The organism is Brevundimonas sp. NPDC055311, assembly GCF_053645695.1.
Map to the genome: position 1 here is coordinate 689,899 of NZ_JBSHMV010000001.1, position 14,804 is coordinate 704,702.

The window sequence follows — 14,804 nt, forward strand, 5'->3', positions numbered from 1 at the left end:
GATGACAAACCTCGATCTCTTCCGGCTTTGCTGGGCGCAAGCCAAGCCCTCCCGTCACGGCGCAGCTTTGTGAACGTCGTCGGGCGATTTTCGTTCAGCACCGCCGGAAGGCGAAAGACCTATCTCAGATAGTCCAGCAGGGAGACCTGCCGCAGCTGGCTGATCACCTGGGCCGACGCCTGCAGGGCGATCTGGGCCATCTCCAGTTCGACCACCGCCTCGGCCATGTTGGCGTCGGTCTTGCCGGCCAGAATGGTGTCCACGGAGATCTTCCGCGTCTCCTGGGATTCCAGCAGGCGATCCACCCGATTCTGCATCCCGCCGTTGGCGGCCTGCAGTTCCACCATGCCCTTGGCCGCCGCTTCGAAGCGGCCCATCTGCGTGGTCAGGAAGGCCTTCTGGGCGTCCGTCATCTGCCCCTCCAGCGGCGTCGCCTCGTGCTCCAGCTGGATGTCGCGGAAGATGGCGAACAGCTCCGTTCCCATGGCGTCCGCCAGGAAGCCCGTGTCCATCGATACGTTCTCGTCCAGCCAGGACGACTGCTTCAGCTGATCGTTGCGGAAGGCCGCCCCTTCGTCAGGCAGGGCCGCCAGCTTGGCCATCATGGTCGCGCCCGGCTGGCCGGGAATCTCGGGCAGGTCCACCGGCGCGCGGTCGATGACGCCGCCGCCGAACAGATACTTGCCCTGATGCTTCATGTTCAGCCCGTCCTGGGCCTCGGCGAACAGGCTTTCCAGCGAGCCCATCAGCGCATCCATCCGCCCGGCGGCGATGGCGTCGGCGATCGCCTGCCGCGCGGCGGTCGCGGCGTCGGCGACGCGCTCCATGGCCAGGTCCTGGGTCTCCAGCCGGGCGGCGACGGCCTTGTTGGTGTCGATGAAGGTCTGAATGCGGGTCTGGCTGGACTTCAGCGCACTGACCGTCTCCGACCCGCGCCCGAAGCCCACCAGATCGGTGGCGTTCTTCTGCGTGTTGACCTTCTTCTGGGCGGCGTCGGCCCGCGACTGGGCCGACATCAGGTCCAGCAGGGCCGACTGATAGTTTCCGTAGGTCGAAACGCGGGTCATCGCACCATTCCCAGCAGGATGTCGTACATGTCCTTGGCGGCCTGAACCATGCGGGCGGAAGCGTTAAAGGCTTGCTGATAGGTGGTCATCAGCACCAGCTCCTCGTCCAGGTTGACGCCTTCGACGGAGACGCGGCGCGCCGTCGCCTCCTTGGCCAGGGCCGTGGCGCTGGCGGCGTTATTCTTGGCCATGGCGGCCCGGCTGCCGATCTCGCCTGACATTTCCGACGCATAGCGCGACAGCGACATGGAGCCGCCCGCCGCCCCGCCGGCCGCCGAGAAGGAGGCCGCGTTCTCGCCGGCGCTCGCCAACAGCCGCGCCCCGCGCGCGTCGTTCTTGCTGACCACGGCCGCGCCGACCCCGGCCGCAGAATCGGCCTGGGCGAAGGCCATGAGGGCTGGGTCGCGCGCGATATCGGCCCTGATCGAGAAGGCGTCCGCCCGCGAGGCGCGCGCGCCGCCCAGGCCGAACAGCTCGCTCATCGACACGCCCGACGGAACCTGGGTCGTGCGGTCCTGCAGCACCGACAGGGTCGCGCCCGATCCGGGGCGCGGCGTGAACGTCATCTCGCCCGCCGCACTGAGGCTGAACGTCCCCATCCGCCCGGCGCCCGTCATCGGATCGTTGAGCGCGGCCAGCAGGCTGGTCATGTCGCCGCCGGCCGGGACCGCCACCTCGATGTCCCGCAGCTTGGCGCCCGCCGCGTCGCTGAAGCGGAAGGTGATGGCGTCGCCCGGCGTGAAGCCGTGCTGCGACGCCCCCGTCATGCCGGTTTCATAGATCGTCGGCTGCTCGCTGGCGATCAGGTCGTTCAGGCCGAAGAAGTGCGAGAAGCCCCGTCCGCCCTTGTTCGAGGGCGCGGCCGGATCGTCGAGCACCACCACGCCCGTGCCGGCCGCGCCTTCGATCTTCAGCCGTCCGTCGACGAAGCTGGCGCTGCCGTTCGCGCCAAGCTGGGCGTTCAGATCGGCCAGGAAGGTCGCCGGGTTCAACGTCGCCAGATCCAGATCGACTTTCTGCACGACGACGCCCTGGCCGTCGGTGATGACGATGGAGGTCCGGCCGGTGAAGCCCTGCAAAGCGGTCTCCAGCGACTGCCCCACGTTGCGGCCGGTCAAACTGTTCGGCGGCGGCGCGGCTGAGGAGGCGTTGTGCGCCCGGTTCAGTTCGTCGGCCAGGCGCGACATCAGTTCGGCCAGACGCTCCGCCGTCGCCGGGGCCTCGCCGTCGCGCAGCTCCAGCAGGCCCTTGATCTCGCCCGAGCTCAGCCCCTCGGCCAGGGAGCGCGCCTTTCCGGCGGGCGGCTCGATGACCATGACCTCATAGAACACCGTCTCGGCCGAGACGGCGCCGGCGCGCACATAGTCCAGCTTGGCCGCCCCCTGCCCCGCCAGCAGGATGCCGGCGCCGGTGCGGATCTCGACCCCGCCGACCGCGCGGCCGGTGATGCGGACGTCCATCAGGCCGGACAGCTGGTCGATCAGGGCCGCCTGGGCCGTCTGGGCGCCCGAGGAGTCGGCGTTGACCACCGTGGCCTTGGCGATCTCGACGTTCAGCTTCTCGATCTGCTCCAGCAGGCTGTTGGCCGTTTCCACCGCGCTCTTGATGCGGGCGTCGGCGTCTTCGCGCACAGACTGGATCTGGGCGTTGATGCGGGCGGCTTCGTCGAACAGGCCCTGCGTCTTCCAGATGGCCTCCTGGCGCGCAGGGCCGGACGTCGCGTCCTGAGCCGAGGCCGCGAAGGCGGCGAAGACGCTGTCGATCTGCGAGAAGAAGCCGCTGTTCGCGCCGGGATCGCCGAACATCGACTGGATGCGGTCATACAGCTCATAGCGCACCGTCTGGCGCCCGGCGTCGGCGCTGGCGTTCAGGCTGGCGGCCTGAAGGAAGCGATCGGTGGCCAGGCGGATGCGGGCGATCTCCACCCCCGCCCCGACGCCCTGGCTGGCCCAGGACTGCTGGTCGGCGATCTTGCGGACATAGCCGGGCGTGTTGACGTTGGAGACGTTGTCCGAGACCACCCGCAGCTGCGTCTGGGCCGCATTCATGCCCGAGGTGGCGATGTTCATGATCGAGTTGAGGGACATCAGACGCCTCCCACGCCCAGACGCATGCGCCCGCTCGGCAAGCCTTGCAGGCGAGCGTGCAGATCTTGCCCGGCGAATTGAGCAGGTCTTCTGACCATCTCTTTGATTTTCCTCGACATCGGCGTTCAGCCCCTGTGCATTCGAAGACAGAGGAGGCAAGCGGCGGGCCAAATCCGCAGGCGCCGCCCGCGCCCGGCAAAAAGCGACAGGCGCGGCAAGAAGCGCCCGGCTTCACACGTCGGCGCCCAGGGCGAGAAATCTATAAATATATATATAATTCAATATTTTAAATTGAACACCTGCGCTTGGCCCGGCGTTTGCGGAGGCTCTGCCGAATGACCCAGGCGCAGCAGGCGCCGCCCTCACCGACCGAAAGCGCCTGCCGTCCGCATGTCCGCCGTCACCCTCCTGTCCGTCCTGACGCCCGCCGCCCCCGCCGGCGCGAGCCTCGACGCCTCCGCCGAGGCGGCGACGGACAGCGCCGTCTTCGCAGAGCTGATGCTCAAGGAGGACGCGCCGACGTCGGCCCCGACCGCCCGAACGGCTGAAGGTCTCGAGATCATCGTCGCCGCCGAGCCCGCCAGGGACGACGCCGCCGTCGCCCCGGCCCCGCCCATCTGGTTTGCGCCTCCGCCGACGCCGCAACCGGAGCCGCTCCAGCCCGCCGCCGCCCCCTCTTCGCCCGCGCCTGAGACGAACACCGCCCCGGCCGCCGCCGAATGGGCGGCGGAGCCTCCCGCCGTCGGCGCGACGACGCCCGCCCCGCCGGCCGATCATGAGGTCGCAGAACCGGCCCCGACCTTCGACCGTCTCGCACAAGCGGGCGCCCCGACCGATCTCTCCGGAACCGCTCCCTCGGCCGAGGCCGTCGCTCCGCCCGCGCCTTCCGCAACCCTCGTCACGGCCGCAGATGCGGCCAAGGCCGCCGCCCCGGTGCCCGTCGTCCCCCTTAAGGCGGCGCTTCCAGCCGCCTCTGCGCAGACCGACGCTCCGCCTGAGGCCTCGGCCGCTGAAGGCGAGAACGAGGGCGACGCCCCGGCGCCCCCGCGACCGACGCCGCTCGCCCCTCCGGCTCAGACGGCCGCCCTGCAGACCCTGACCGGCGTCCGATCGGGCGCGGGCGAGCGCCTGGCCTCGGCCAGGGACGCGCTTCAGGCGGCGATGGCGGCGACGGATGGAGCCGAAACCTCCGCCGCCGCCCGCACCTCTCCATCCGACGCGCCCGCCGACGCCGACACCGCATCAGCGTCCGCCGCCCGCCCGGCCGTCGCTCCGGCGCCCGTCGTGGCGGTTTCCGCGTCTTCGCCGGCGGCTCCGTCTCCTGAGGCCGATCCCGCCGCCGCGCCCCTGCCCCCTGCGGAGGCCGCCGCGCCCCAGGCGCCGAGCGCGCACCGCGACCTGGGCCTGTCCCAGCTGTCGCGCGCCACGGTCGAGACCACGGCCCAGATCGCCGCCCAGATCATCCGAAAACTGGACGGCCGCTCGACCCGCTTCGACATGGCCCTGACGCCCGAGGGCCTCGGCCGGGTCGACGTCAGCCTGGAGATCGAATCCGACGGCCAGGTCACGGCCCGCCTGGCCTTCGACAATCCGGCGGCGGCGGCCGACCTGCGCGCCCGCGCTGACGAACTGCGCCGCCAGCTCCTGGATGCGGGCCTGCAGGTGTCGCCCGACGATCTGGAGTTCGCCGAGCGCGACCCGTCCTCCGGCTTCGGCGACGGCGCCTTTGAACGCCAGCCTGACCGTCGCGCCTTCGCCGGCGCGGCCCGCCTGGCCGCCGAGGCCGACGCCGCCGTTCCGCCGCCGGGCGCCTGGACTTCCCTTTCCCTGACGCCTGACCGCGTCGATCTGAAAGTCTGACGATGGTTGACGCCGTCTCCACCAACAACGCCGCAGGCCGGGTGAACGCCGGGGGCCAGATGCTGGCCTCCAACTTCCAGACCTTCCTGTCGCTGCTGACCACCCAGCTGAGGAACCAGGACCCGCTGTCGCCGGTCGATTCCAACGAATTCACCGCCCAACTGACCCAGATGGCGGGCGTCGAGCAGCAGCTTCTGACCAACGATCTGCTGACCAGCCTGCTGAGGGCCCAGCAGGGCGACGGCCTGACCGGCGCCTCGCAGTATATCGGCAAGGACGCCACCGCCGTCTGGTCCGCCACCCGCTTCGAGGACGGCGAGGCCAGCTGGAGCTATGAGCTGGCCGCCGACGCGACCGACGTCACGCTTCAGGTGCTGGACGCCTCGGGCAAGGTGGTCTGGAGCGGCCCGGCTCCTGACAAGACCAACGGCATGCACGACTTCAAGTGGGACGGAGCCACGACCGGCGGCGGTCAGGTGGACGACGGCGGCGTCTATACGCTGAAGGTCCTCGCCAAGGACGGCGCGGGCAAGGACGTCGACAGCCAGGTGCTGATCCGCGGCCGCGTCACCGGCGTCGAGATGTACGACAACACCCCCTTCGTCATCATCGGCAAGTCGATCATGCCGGTGTCCAGCCTGATCGCGCTGGAAGAGCAGAAGGCCGCCGCCCAGCCCGATCCCGAAGAGGACGCCGGCGCGCTCAGCGCCCTCGCCTCGAAACTCAATCCTCTCAATCTTCTTTCGTAAGGAACCCCAGTCATGAGCATCAACGGCGCCATGATGGCCGGCGTGTCCGGTCTGACCGCCAACGCCGCGGCCCTTTCGACGATCTCGCAGAACATCGCCAACGTGAACACCGTCGGCTACAAGCGCGCGTCGACCGAGTTCTCGACCGTCGTCAACGCCCAGACGGCCGGCGCAAGCTACTCCGCCGGCGGCGTCCAAGCCGCCGCCCGCCACTTCATCAGCCAGGCGGGCCAGCTTCAGCGCACCACCTCGGGCACCGACCTGGCCATCGCCGGCCAGGGCTTCTTCGTCGTCACCGAGAAGTCCGAGAACCTGACCCTTTCGGACGCGCGCCTGTTCACCCGCGCCGGGGCGTTCAAGATCGACGACCTGGGTTATCTGCAGAACACCTCGGGCCTGTATCTGCAGGGCTGGCCGGTCGACGCCGACGGCGTGGTCAACAGCGACCCGTCGGACATGAGCCGCCTGCGCACCATCAACGTCGGCTCGGTCGGCGGCGCGGCCGAACCCACGACCCGCGTCGGCCTGAACGCCAACCTGAAGTCCAGCCAGCCGGTCAATGAAGCCGCCCAGACGCCCCCGCCGGCCGGCGTCACGGCCTATGACCCCGCCGCCAACTCCATGTCCATGTACGCCAACGACCCGGCTACGGGCGTGAAGCCGGACTTCGAGATCACCATTCCGGTGTCCGACTCCAAGGGCGGGCAGCGCAACATCACCGTCTCCTTCCTGAAGAGCGCCGACGCCAACGAGTGGTACGCCGAGATCCGCGCGCCCGCGGACATGGTCACCAACACCGACGGCCTGCTGAAGTCGGGACGCATCGCCTTCACCCAGGACGGCCGCCTCGACGTGGCCAAGATGCAGGGTTGGGCGGCCGGAACCGGCCTGTTCGACGACCCGACCAACGCCAGCCTGTCGCTGGGCTCGTCGGACGGCGCGACGGCGGGCGCTGACGGCGCCTGGGCCGCCGACCTGGGCATCGCGGCCCAGACCATCGCCTTCGACCTGAACGCCTCGGCGGGCGGCCTGACGCAGTACGACAGCACCTCCATCGTCCAGGCCACCTATACGAACGGCACCGCCTTCGGAAACCTGACCGAGGTGAAGATCGACGAGGCGGGCTTCGTCACCGCCATCTTCGACAACGGCGTCATGCGCAAGATCGCCCAGGTCGCCCTGGCCACCTTCCCCAGCGCCGACAGCCTGACCGAGGTGTCGGGCAACGCCTTCCGTGTCAGCCAGAACTCCGGCACCTTCAACCTGAAGGCCCCCGGCACCGGCGGCGCGGGCCTGCTGGGCGCCCAGCAGCTGGAAGCCTCGACCGTCGACCTGTCGACCGAGTTCACCGGCCTGATCACCACCCAGCGCGCCTATTCGGCCTCGTCCAAGATCATCACCACCGCCGACGAGATGCTGGCGGAGCTGATCAACATCAAGCGCTGATCGGCCAACAGGACTCCATGAGCAAGGTCTCGTTAGACTCGATGAATCCTTCCTTTAGCCGGCGCAGAAGGCGCCGGACCGGCCGGATGCGTCTTAGCCATTCCTTCACCACGACGCTTAAAAGCCTTTTAGCGGGCGGGGGCCTAGCCTGCGCGTCTATGGTGGTGGTGAGAGAGGCTTAAGCCCATGCTGCAAGAGCGACGCCTTAACAGTAACGGCGAACAGTACGTGGTCGGCCCGACGGGTACGCCCCTGACCCTGCGGGATCTTCCGCCCTCGGACACGAACCGCTGGGTCATCCGCCGCAAGGCCGAGGTCGTGGCCGCCGTGCGCGGCGGGCTGATCAGCCTGGAGGACGCCCTGGAGAAGTACCGTCTAACGGCCGAGGAGTTCATGGCCTGGCAGAAGGCCATCGACAAATGGGGCATGCAGGGTCTGCGCACCACGCGCATCCAGAGCTACCGCGACTAGGCTTTTCGCCTGAACGCATGATCACGGCCGCTCCAGAACGGGGCGGTCTTTTTCATTGGGCCCGCCTTCGTTTCGATCCAGGCCTCGAAATCGCGCGCATCAGGGCCTAAATGGCGGCGATGACCATGGACGCCCTGACCGACGACATCCTCTGCCCCGTTCCCGACATCGCCCCCATGTCGCAAGCCGACCTGGACGCCGCGATCGAGAGCGTGCGACAGGCCGTCGGCCTGCCGCAGGGCGCGCGCGTGGTCGCCGCCATGTCGGGCGGGGTGGATTCCACCGTCGTCGCCGCCCTGCTGCACAAGGCGGGCTATGACGTCGTCGGCGTGACGCTTCAACTCTATGACCACGGCGAGGCGCTGAAGAAGAAGGGCGCCTGCTGCGCGGGTCAGGACATTCACGACGCCCGTCTGGCCGCCGACCTGATCGGCATTCCGCACTACGTCCTCGACTATGAGAACCGCTTCAAGGACGCGGTGATCGACCAGTTCGCGGATTCCTATCTGAAGGGCCAGACGCCGGTCCCCTGCATCCGCTGCAATCAGACGGTGAAGTTCCGCGACCTGCTGGACGTCGCCCGCGACCTGGGCGCCGAGGCGATGGCCACCGGCCACTACGTCCGCCGCGCCACCCACGGCAACCGCTCGCAGATGCGCAAGGCGGTCGACCACTCGCGCGACCAGTCCTACTTCCTGTTCGCCACGACGCAGGATCAGCTCGACTATCTGCGTTTCCCGCTCGCCGACCTGGAAAAGCCGCAGGTGCGGGGCGTCGCCGCATCGCTGGGCCTGAGGATCGCCGCCAAGCCGGACAGCCAGGACATCTGTTTCGTGCCGACCGGCGACTATCGCACCCTGATCGACCGTCTGCGGCCGCAGGGGCGGGAGGCGGGTGAGATCGTTCACATGGACGGCCGGGTTCTGGGCCGCCATTCGGGCATCACCGACTACACCATCGGCCAGCGCCGGGGGTTGAACGTCGCCGTGGGCGAGCCCCTGTTCGTGGTCAAGCTGGACCCCGACCATCGCCGCGTCATCGTCGGCCCGCGCGAAGCTCTGCTGACCGCCCGCCTGACGCTGGAGGAAACCAACTGGCTGGGCGATCAGGCCACGATCGAGGAAGCCGCCCGCGACGGCGCTCCGGTCCTGGCCCGCGTCCGCTCGACTCGCCAGCCCTCCCCCGCCCATCTGGCCTTTATCGATGGCGCGGTTCAGGTCGTCTTCGATCAGGGCGAGGAAGGCGTCGCCCCCGGTCAGGCCTGCGTCCTTTACGATCCAGCCGACGACGAGCGGGTCCTGGGCGGCGGCTTCATCCAGTCGACCGAAGCCGTAGCAGTCTGAGACGGCTTACGCCGCCGCATAGACCCGCAGGCAGTTGCCGTCCGGGTCGCGCGCCACGAAGCCGTGGCCGCCGTCCATGTCCGTCGGCGGCAGGACGATGCGCGCGCCCCGGTCCCACCAGTCGATGTGCAGTTCATCGACCACGCCGGGCGCCTCCATGCGCAGGTCCGCCTGCGCTCCGCCTCGACCGCGCCACAGGCTGAGTCTCCGCCCCGGCGCCAGCAGGAAAACGGCATGGTCCGGCCCCGCCTCGACCGGTCGTCGGCCCAGCAGCCCGGCGTAGAAACGCGCGCTGGCGTCCGGATCGGCCACGTTCAGCACAATGTCGTCGCTCATGGTCAAGGTCCCTCCGCCTGAACAGAAAGAGAACCTAGCCGGACCTGCCGCCAGTTTCTGTCAGCATCATCGCGGCGGCCCCTGACGGTCGCAGGCCTCGTGCCATCGCTTCAGCAGCACCGCCTTGCGCGTGGGATAGCGGGCCTCCAGCACCTCGACCTCGACGATGCGGTCGGTGCGGAAGCTGCGGAAGTCGCCGCGCAGCTCGCACCAGCCGATCAGCAGCCGCACCCGGTCGAAGAAGGCCAGGGCGAAGGGCCAGACGACCCGGTCCGACGCCGCGCCCGCCTCGTCGCGATAGTTCAGCCTCAGCTTGCGCTCGATGCGGATCGCCTTGCGCAGCAGGGCCGGATCGACCGCATCGGCCGGGATCGGCGCGCCCGGCCCGATGAACAGGGCTGAGGCCTCCATCTCATCACGCAGGTCCGGCGGCAGCACCGCCGCGATCCGCGCTTGGGCGCTCAGCGCCGCATCGCGCAGCCGCGCATCCGCCCGCTCGGCCACCCAGCGCGAGCCCAGGGCCAGGGCCTCGATCTCTTCCGGCGTAAACATCAGCGGCGGCAGCAGATAGCCGGGCTTCAGCACATAGCCCACGCCCGGCTCGCCCTCGATCGTCGCGCCCTGCGCCTGCAGGCTGGCGATGTCGCGATAGAGGGTGCGCAGGGAAACGCCCGTCTCCTCCGCCAGCGCGCGGCCGCTGACGGGCCGACGATGTCGCCGCAGGGTGTTGAGAAGATCAAGAAGACGTTCGGAGCGCGACACCCCGCAAGCTTAACAGACTTGCTGTCAGAAAGCGGCAGCATGGGTCGGACAGAGACGCTCTTGCTCCCGCCCCGCCTGAGCGGACATGATGGATTTCCAACGGGAGAACGCCCTTGCGCGGCATCGACTTCAGCTCATGGCAGAGCCTGTTCGCCACCTTGCTGGGCCTGGCCCTGGTCACACTGATCGGGATGGGCATACGGCTGATGATGATGTTCGCCATCCAGCAGCGGCGCGAACGGATGAACCGCCAGATCAACGAGCGCCTGCGCACCCTGATCGCCGCCTATAAGGTGCTGGGCGGATCCTTCACCGGCGATCTAAGCGTCGATCCTCGCCACATGCGCGACATCCGGCGCGGCGGCGCCGGCGACGACGACGCCGCCGCTCACGCACGCTCGGACCGCGCCCGCCGCATCCGCGATGCGTTGAATCTGCCCTGTCCGACATCATCCTGCTGGGGACGGAAGACCAGGTGCGCCTGGCCGAACAGGCCGCGCGCGACCTCGTCGCCGGACGGCCGGTGCGCACCCACGCCCTAGTCGTCTCCCTGCGAGACTTCATCCGCAAGGCTCTGGACCTCACCCCCGTCCCGCGCGGCCTCGACATTCCGCCGCAAGGTCCGGCCCGCCCGTCAGGAAGCAAGAGCGGCCGCGACGACGCCAAGGGCGGCGGCTCCGGCGGCGGAGGGGGCGGCATGGGCATGGGGATGGGCATGGGCGGCTCGGACGACGTCTCGCAGCACAAGACAGGCTGATCGGCTATCCGCCAGCCTGCACCGACGCAAACCCTCAGGCCGCTTCGTCCTTGGTCGGCATGACCTCGCCGACGGTCGGTCGGTTCTCGGTGAAGACCACCTCCACCTCGCGCGGGCGAACCATCTCATTGCAGCAGCCGCAGGCGATGCGCGGCTTCAGGTCATGGCCGCAGGTCTTGTGGCGCAGGACGATGCCCGACGCCTCGTCGCCATAGACGTGCTTCTCGCCCCAGGCGTGCAGGGTGACGAGGACGCCGTACAGATCCTTGCCCTTGGCGGTCAGCACATATTCGTTGCGCGGCGGGCGCTCGGAATAGGGGCGCGGCTCCAGCACGCCGTGATGCACCAGGGATTTCAGGCGCGCGGCCAGGACGTTGCGCGCGACGCCCAGCCGCTCCTGCCACTGTTCGAAGCGACGGACGCCGTTGAAGGCGTCGCGGATGACCAGCATGGTCCACGGATCACCGATCACCTCGAGGGTGGCGGCGACCGAGCAGCTCTGGCGCGAATAGTCGGCGGTGCGTCCCATGACCGGAAAGTGACCTCGCGTCAGGCTTTTGACAAGGGTTGCCAATCGCGACGGAGTAAGTCAGTTTCTATTTGCAACGGACATGGCCGCTCCCCGGCCGTTTCCTTCCCTCGACTCGGAGGCGGCGCCGTCGCAGGTTCCGCCTCCGCTTTTCGATGAGAGCCATGACCGAACCCGAGCTGATCCACGCCGCCTTCCGCCTGACGCCCGAAGATGACGGCGTCCTGGCCGCCCATCTGTCGGGCGAGTTCTCCAACGGCCCGATCAGCGCCCCGCCCGAGGCGGGCTTCCCCTTCGGCGGCCTGCTGGCGGCCTTGTGCGCCGGAGCCATGCGCCAGGGTCTGGGGATCGAGGCGCCGCTGCGCAGCCTGACGGTCCAGTATCTGGCCGCCGCCCGCTATGGTCAGTCCCTGCACTTCCGGCCCCGGATGCTGCGCGGCGGCCGCAACGTCGCCTATGCCGTGGTCGAGGGCGGCCAAGGCTCGAAGCTGACCCACCACGCCAGCGCCACCTACGGCCCCGACGGCGCGACGCCCACGCCGCTGACGCCCCTGCTGGCGTCGCCGCCCTCACTGGACAGCCTGAAGGACGCGCCGGGCATCAGCGGTCCGATGGCCCCGCGCTTCTCTCAGCACGTCGACTATCGCTTCGACGGCGGCCCCAACATCCTGGGCGGCAATGAGTGCAAGCCTGTCGTCGAGCGGGTGTGGATGCGGGTGAAGGACGGCGCGCCGCTGGACGAACTGCGGATGTGCTACCTGCTCGACGCCCTGTATCCGCCCGCCTGGACGGCCTTCAAGGTGCCGCCGATGATGACGACGGTGGACCTGCGCTGCGATTTCCTGGCCGATCCGACACCGGACAGCGCGCCCGACGGCTGGGCCTTCTTCGAATACCGCCTGCTGGACCACGGCTTGGGCTGGTCGGTGGATGAGGCGATCGCCTGGGGCGCGGACGGCCGCCCGCTGGCCCTCGCCCGCCAGCGTCGCAAGCTGCTGTGAGGCGCCGCTTGCCAGCGGGCCTTCGCCTCCCCTAATCCCCCCTCGAAACGATTCACTTACGGAAACGCCTGTCATGACCGCCGCTGCTGATCCCGTCGTCATCTGCTCCTTCGCCCGCACCCCGATGGGCGGCTTCCAGGGAGCACTGTCGCCGGTCAAGGCGACCGATCTGGGCGCCGCCGCCGTCAAGGCCGCCGTCGAGCGCGCGGGCGTCGCGCCTGAAAAGGTCGAGCAGATCTTCATGGGCTGCGTCCTGCCCGCCGGCCTGGGCCAGGCGCCCGCGCGTCAGGCCGCCATCGGCGCCGGCCTGGGCAAGCACGTCGAGGCGACGACGGTGAACAAGATGTGCGGCTCGGGCCTGCAATCGGCCATGATGGCGCACGATGCCCTGCTGGCGGGCACGGCTGATGTCATAGTCGCGGGCGGCATGGAGTCGATGACCGGCGCCCCCTATCTGATGAACAAGCACCGCGGCGGCGCCCGCATCGGCCACGACGTCATCGTCGATTCCATGATGATGGACGGCCTTGAAGACGCCTATTCCCCCGGCAAGGCCATGGGCGTCTTCGCCGAAGACGCGGCCGCCCAGTATCAGTTCACCCGCGAAGCGATGGACGAATACGCCATCGAAAGCCTGACCCGCGCCAAGGCTGCCATCGCCTCGGGCGCCTTCAAGGCCGAGATCGTCCCGGTCGAGGTCGCCACCCGCAAGGGCCCGGTGACGGTCAGCGAGGACGAACAGCCCGGCAAGGCCGACCCCGCCAAGATCCCGACGCTGAAGCCCGCCTTCGTCAAGGACGGCGCCGTCACCGCCGCCAACTCCAGCTCCATCTCCGACGGTGCGGCCGCCATGGTCATGACGCGCGAAAGCACGGCCAAGGCGCTGGGCCTGCCGATCGTGGCTCGCGTGGTCAGCCACACCGCCCACGCGCACGAGCCGGCGCTGTTCACCACCGCCCCGGTCCCGGCCATGCAGAAGGCCCTGAAGAAGGCCGGCTGGTCGGTCGAGGACGTGGACCTGTGGGAGGTCAACGAGGCCTTCGCCGTCGTCGCCATGATCGCCCAGCAGGAACTGGGCATCGACCGCGCCAAGCTGAACGTCAACGGCGGCGCCACGGCGCTGGGCCACCCCATCGGCGCCTCGGGCGCGCGCATCCTGTCCACCCTGCTGGCGGCGCTTCAGGCGCGTGGCGGCAAGAAGGGCGTGGCCTCGCTGTGCATCGGCGGCGGCGAGGCCGTGGCCATGGCGGTGGAACTCGTCTGAGCCTGCGGCGTTGTCGGCGGCCTAGCTTACTGACTACGGAGACCTCCCCCTTGAAACTCCCCGCCCTGCTCGCCGTCGGCGTCGCCGCCCTCAGCCTGACCGCCTGCGCCACCGCCCAGGCCGAAGGCGCCATGACCCAAGCTGACTCCGTGACCGGCCAGGCCGGTTCCGCTGACCTCAAGGCCTTCCCGGCCGCAACGGCGGGCCAGACCCGCCACGTCATCAACCTGCCGACCCAGTCGGACGAGGATGCGCTGAAGGTCGAGCTGATCCTGGGCAAGACCCAGACGGTCGACTGCAACCGCCAGTTCTTCGGCGGCCGTCTTGAAACCCGCACCGCCGAGGGCTGGGGCTACGACTACTATATCCTGCCCGCCCTAGGGAACGCGGCCAGCACCCTGATGGGCTGCCCTCCGGGCTCGGAGCGCGAAGCCTTCGTGACGACGCAGGAGCAGCCGCTGATCCGCTACAACTCGCGCCTGCCGGTGGTGGTCTACACGCCGTCGGACGTCGAGGTGCGCTATCGCGTGTGGCGTGCAGGCGAGACCCAGACGGCGCGCTGATCGCCGCCGTTCATTGAAATCAGACGCGGGCGTCGGTCGGATTCGATCGGCGCCCGTTCTGTATCAGGCCCACGTCTTCCATCCGCATCCCGCTGCATCAGCGAGGCCAGGGAGGCGCATCCGGCGCTCAGGACGATCATAGGCCGACTCCTGCATTTGCGAACCATTTGCAGGTTTGCGCAGAGTCGGCCGTCGTGCAAGCGTCCGTCTCCATTTCTCTCGGAGAGTCGCCATGCGCGAAGACGGCAAGCTGGATTATCTCGAACTGCCCGCGACGGATCTGGCGGCGCACAAGGCCTTCTACGCCCAGGCGTTCGGCTGGAGCTTCCAGGACTACGGACCCGCCTATGCGGCGTTCAGCGAAGGGCTGGACGGCGGCTTCACCCCCGACGCCATGACGCCCAAGCCCCTGCCCATTCTCTACGCCCACGATCTGGAGGCCATGCAAGCCAGGGTCGAGGCGGCGGGCGGCGCGATCACCCACGCCATCTTCGCCTTCCCCGGCGGGCGACGCTTCCACTTCCGCGACCCGTCCGGCAACGAACTGGCCGTCTGGTCCGAAAAGTAAG

Annotated in this window: 16 protein-coding genes; 11 read left to right on the forward strand and 5 right to left on the reverse strand. The window is 69.0% G+C overall.

The features are described 5' to 3' along the window. Positions 1-119: 119 nt before the first annotated feature. Both ACWIDZ_RS03190 and flgK read right to left on the reverse strand, forming a co-directional pair. Positions 120-1,067: a flagellin gene (locus ACWIDZ_RS03190; RefSeq protein WP_291776538.1), complete on the reverse strand. Its 948-nt coding sequence runs from the start codon at positions 1,065-1,067 to the stop codon at positions 120-122. Next, positions 1,064-3,154 (reverse strand): flagellar hook-associated protein FlgK, encoded by a 2,091-nt coding sequence (gene flgK / locus ACWIDZ_RS03195; RefSeq protein WP_453988742.1) that lies wholly within the window; start codon positions 3,152-3,154, stop codon positions 1,064-1,066. Before flgK ends, ACWIDZ_RS03190 begins: the two co-directional genes overlap by 4 nt. 390 nt (positions 3,155-3,544) lie before the next feature. Here flgK and ACWIDZ_RS03200 point away from each other — a divergent pair, with 390 nt between their 5' ends. The 5 genes from ACWIDZ_RS03200 to mnmA all read left to right on the forward strand — a co-directional run bounded on the left by ACWIDZ_RS03200 (position 3,545) and on the right by mnmA (position 9,023). Further along, entirely contained in the window at positions 3,545-5,014 is a 1,470-nt protein-coding gene (locus tag ACWIDZ_RS03200) for a flagellar hook-length control protein FliK (RefSeq protein ID WP_453988743.1), read from the forward strand. Between the two features lie 2 nt (positions 5,015-5,016). Beyond that, the gene (locus ACWIDZ_RS03205; RefSeq protein WP_291776544.1) at positions 5,017-5,763 is read left to right on the forward strand and encodes a flagellar hook assembly protein FlgD; all 747 of its coding nucleotides are present in this window, start codon (positions 5,017-5,019) and stop codon (positions 5,761-5,763) included. Between the two features lie 12 nt (positions 5,764-5,775). Further along, complete coding sequence (gene flgE / locus ACWIDZ_RS03210) at positions 5,776-7,209, forward strand: flagellar hook protein FlgE (RefSeq protein WP_291776546.1); 1,434 nt, start codon at positions 5,776-5,778, stop codon at positions 7,207-7,209. A gap of 186 nt (positions 7,210-7,395) precedes the next feature. Continuing rightward, positions 7,396-7,680, forward strand: coding sequence for a CtrA inhibitor SciP (gene sciP, locus ACWIDZ_RS03215; protein ID WP_024353268.1), 285 nt, complete (start codon positions 7,396-7,398; stop codon positions 7,678-7,680). Positions 7,681-7,790: 110 nt separating this feature from the next. Further along, the gene (mnmA, locus tag ACWIDZ_RS03220; RefSeq protein WP_453988744.1) at positions 7,791-9,023 is read left to right on the forward strand and encodes a tRNA 2-thiouridine(34) synthase MnmA; all 1,233 of its coding nucleotides are present in this window, start codon (positions 7,791-7,793) and stop codon (positions 9,021-9,023) included. A gap of 6 nt (positions 9,024-9,029) precedes the next feature. Here mnmA and ACWIDZ_RS03225 read toward each other — a convergent pair whose 3' ends face one another. Together ACWIDZ_RS03225 and ACWIDZ_RS03230 are read right to left on the reverse strand one after the other, a co-directional pair. After that, entirely contained in the window at positions 9,030-9,359 is a 330-nt protein-coding gene (locus tag ACWIDZ_RS03225) for a VOC family protein (protein ID WP_453988745.1), read from the reverse strand. 66 nt (positions 9,360-9,425) lie between these two features. Further along, complete coding sequence (locus ACWIDZ_RS03230) at positions 9,426-10,121, reverse strand: helix-turn-helix transcriptional regulator (RefSeq protein WP_453988746.1); 696 nt, start codon at positions 10,119-10,121, stop codon at positions 9,426-9,428. A 113-nt stretch (positions 10,122-10,234) separates the two neighbouring features. Here ACWIDZ_RS03230 and ACWIDZ_RS03235 point away from each other — a divergent pair, with 113 nt between their 5' ends. Together ACWIDZ_RS03235 and ACWIDZ_RS03240 are read left to right on the forward strand one after the other, a co-directional pair. After that, positions 10,235-10,663, forward strand: a complete 429-nt coding sequence (locus tag ACWIDZ_RS03235; RefSeq protein WP_453988747.1) for a hypothetical protein — start codon at positions 10,235-10,237, stop codon at positions 10,661-10,663. Next, entirely contained in the window at positions 10,645-10,878 is a 234-nt protein-coding gene (locus tag ACWIDZ_RS03240) for a hypothetical protein (RefSeq protein ID WP_453988749.1), read from the forward strand. Before ACWIDZ_RS03235 ends, ACWIDZ_RS03240 begins: the two co-directional genes overlap by 19 nt. A gap of 34 nt (positions 10,879-10,912) precedes the next feature. Here the strand turns inward: ACWIDZ_RS03240 and ACWIDZ_RS03245 are convergent, their stop codons facing one another. After that, a complete protein-coding gene (locus ACWIDZ_RS03245) occupies positions 10,913-11,407 on the reverse strand; it encodes a winged helix-turn-helix transcriptional regulator (protein WP_024353273.1) in 495 nt (164 codons plus the stop codon). A 164-nt stretch (positions 11,408-11,571) separates the two neighbouring features. Between ACWIDZ_RS03245 and ACWIDZ_RS03250 the strand changes: the two genes are divergently transcribed. From ACWIDZ_RS03250 to ACWIDZ_RS03265, 4 genes are all read left to right on the forward strand, one after another. After that, positions 11,572-12,408: an acyl-CoA thioesterase gene (locus tag ACWIDZ_RS03250; RefSeq protein ID WP_453988750.1), complete on the forward strand. Its 837-nt coding sequence runs from the start codon at positions 11,572-11,574 to the stop codon at positions 12,406-12,408. Positions 12,409-12,481: 73 nt separating this feature from the next. Next, positions 12,482-13,672: a thiolase family protein gene (locus ACWIDZ_RS03255; RefSeq protein WP_453988752.1), complete on the forward strand. Its 1,191-nt coding sequence runs from the start codon at positions 12,482-12,484 to the stop codon at positions 13,670-13,672. Positions 13,673-13,722: 50 nt separating this feature from the next. Continuing rightward, complete coding sequence (eco, locus tag ACWIDZ_RS03260) at positions 13,723-14,235, forward strand: serine protease inhibitor ecotin (protein WP_453988753.1); 513 nt, start codon at positions 13,723-13,725, stop codon at positions 14,233-14,235. Positions 14,236-14,467: 232 nt separating this feature from the next. Then, positions 14,468-14,803: a VOC family protein gene (locus tag ACWIDZ_RS03265; RefSeq protein WP_291776567.1), complete on the forward strand. Its 336-nt coding sequence runs from the start codon at positions 14,468-14,470 to the stop codon at positions 14,801-14,803. The last annotated feature ends 1 nt before the right edge of the window (position 14,804 follow it).

Bases quoted from the DNA above. Each gene is read 5' to 3' on its own strand.
- ACWIDZ_RS03190 (WP_291776538.1), bottom strand. From the start codon at position 1,067: ATGACCCGCGTTTCGACCTACGGAAACTATCAGTCGGCCCTGCTGGAC.
- flgK (WP_453988742.1), bottom strand. From the start codon at position 3,154: ATGTCCCTCAACTCGATCATGAACATCGCCACCTCGGGCATGAATGCG.
- ACWIDZ_RS03200 (WP_453988743.1), top strand. From the start codon at position 3,545: ATGTCCGCCGTCACCCTCCTGTCCGTCCTGACGCCCGCCGCCCCCGCC.
- ACWIDZ_RS03205 (WP_291776544.1), top strand. From the start codon at position 5,017: ATGGTTGACGCCGTCTCCACCAACAACGCCGCAGGCCGGGTGAACGCC.
- flgE (WP_291776546.1), top strand. From the start codon at position 5,776: ATGAGCATCAACGGCGCCATGATGGCCGGCGTGTCCGGTCTGACCGCC.
- sciP (WP_024353268.1), top strand. From the start codon at position 7,396: ATGCTGCAAGAGCGACGCCTTAACAGTAACGGCGAACAGTACGTGGTC.
- mnmA (WP_453988744.1), top strand. From the start codon at position 7,791: ATGGCGGCGATGACCATGGACGCCCTGACCGACGACATCCTCTGCCCC.
- ACWIDZ_RS03225 (WP_453988745.1), bottom strand. From the start codon at position 9,359: ATGAGCGACGACATTGTGCTGAACGTGGCCGATCCGGACGCCAGCGCG.
- ACWIDZ_RS03245 (WP_024353273.1), bottom strand. From the start codon at position 11,407: ATGGGACGCACCGCCGACTATTCGCGCCAGAGCTGCTCGGTCGCCGCC.
- ACWIDZ_RS03250 (WP_453988750.1), top strand. From the start codon at position 11,572: ATGACCGAACCCGAGCTGATCCACGCCGCCTTCCGCCTGACGCCCGAA.
- ACWIDZ_RS03255 (WP_453988752.1), top strand. From the start codon at position 12,482: ATGACCGCCGCTGCTGATCCCGTCGTCATCTGCTCCTTCGCCCGCACC.
- ACWIDZ_RS03265 (WP_291776567.1), top strand. From the start codon at position 14,468: ATGCGCGAAGACGGCAAGCTGGATTATCTCGAACTGCCCGCGACGGAT.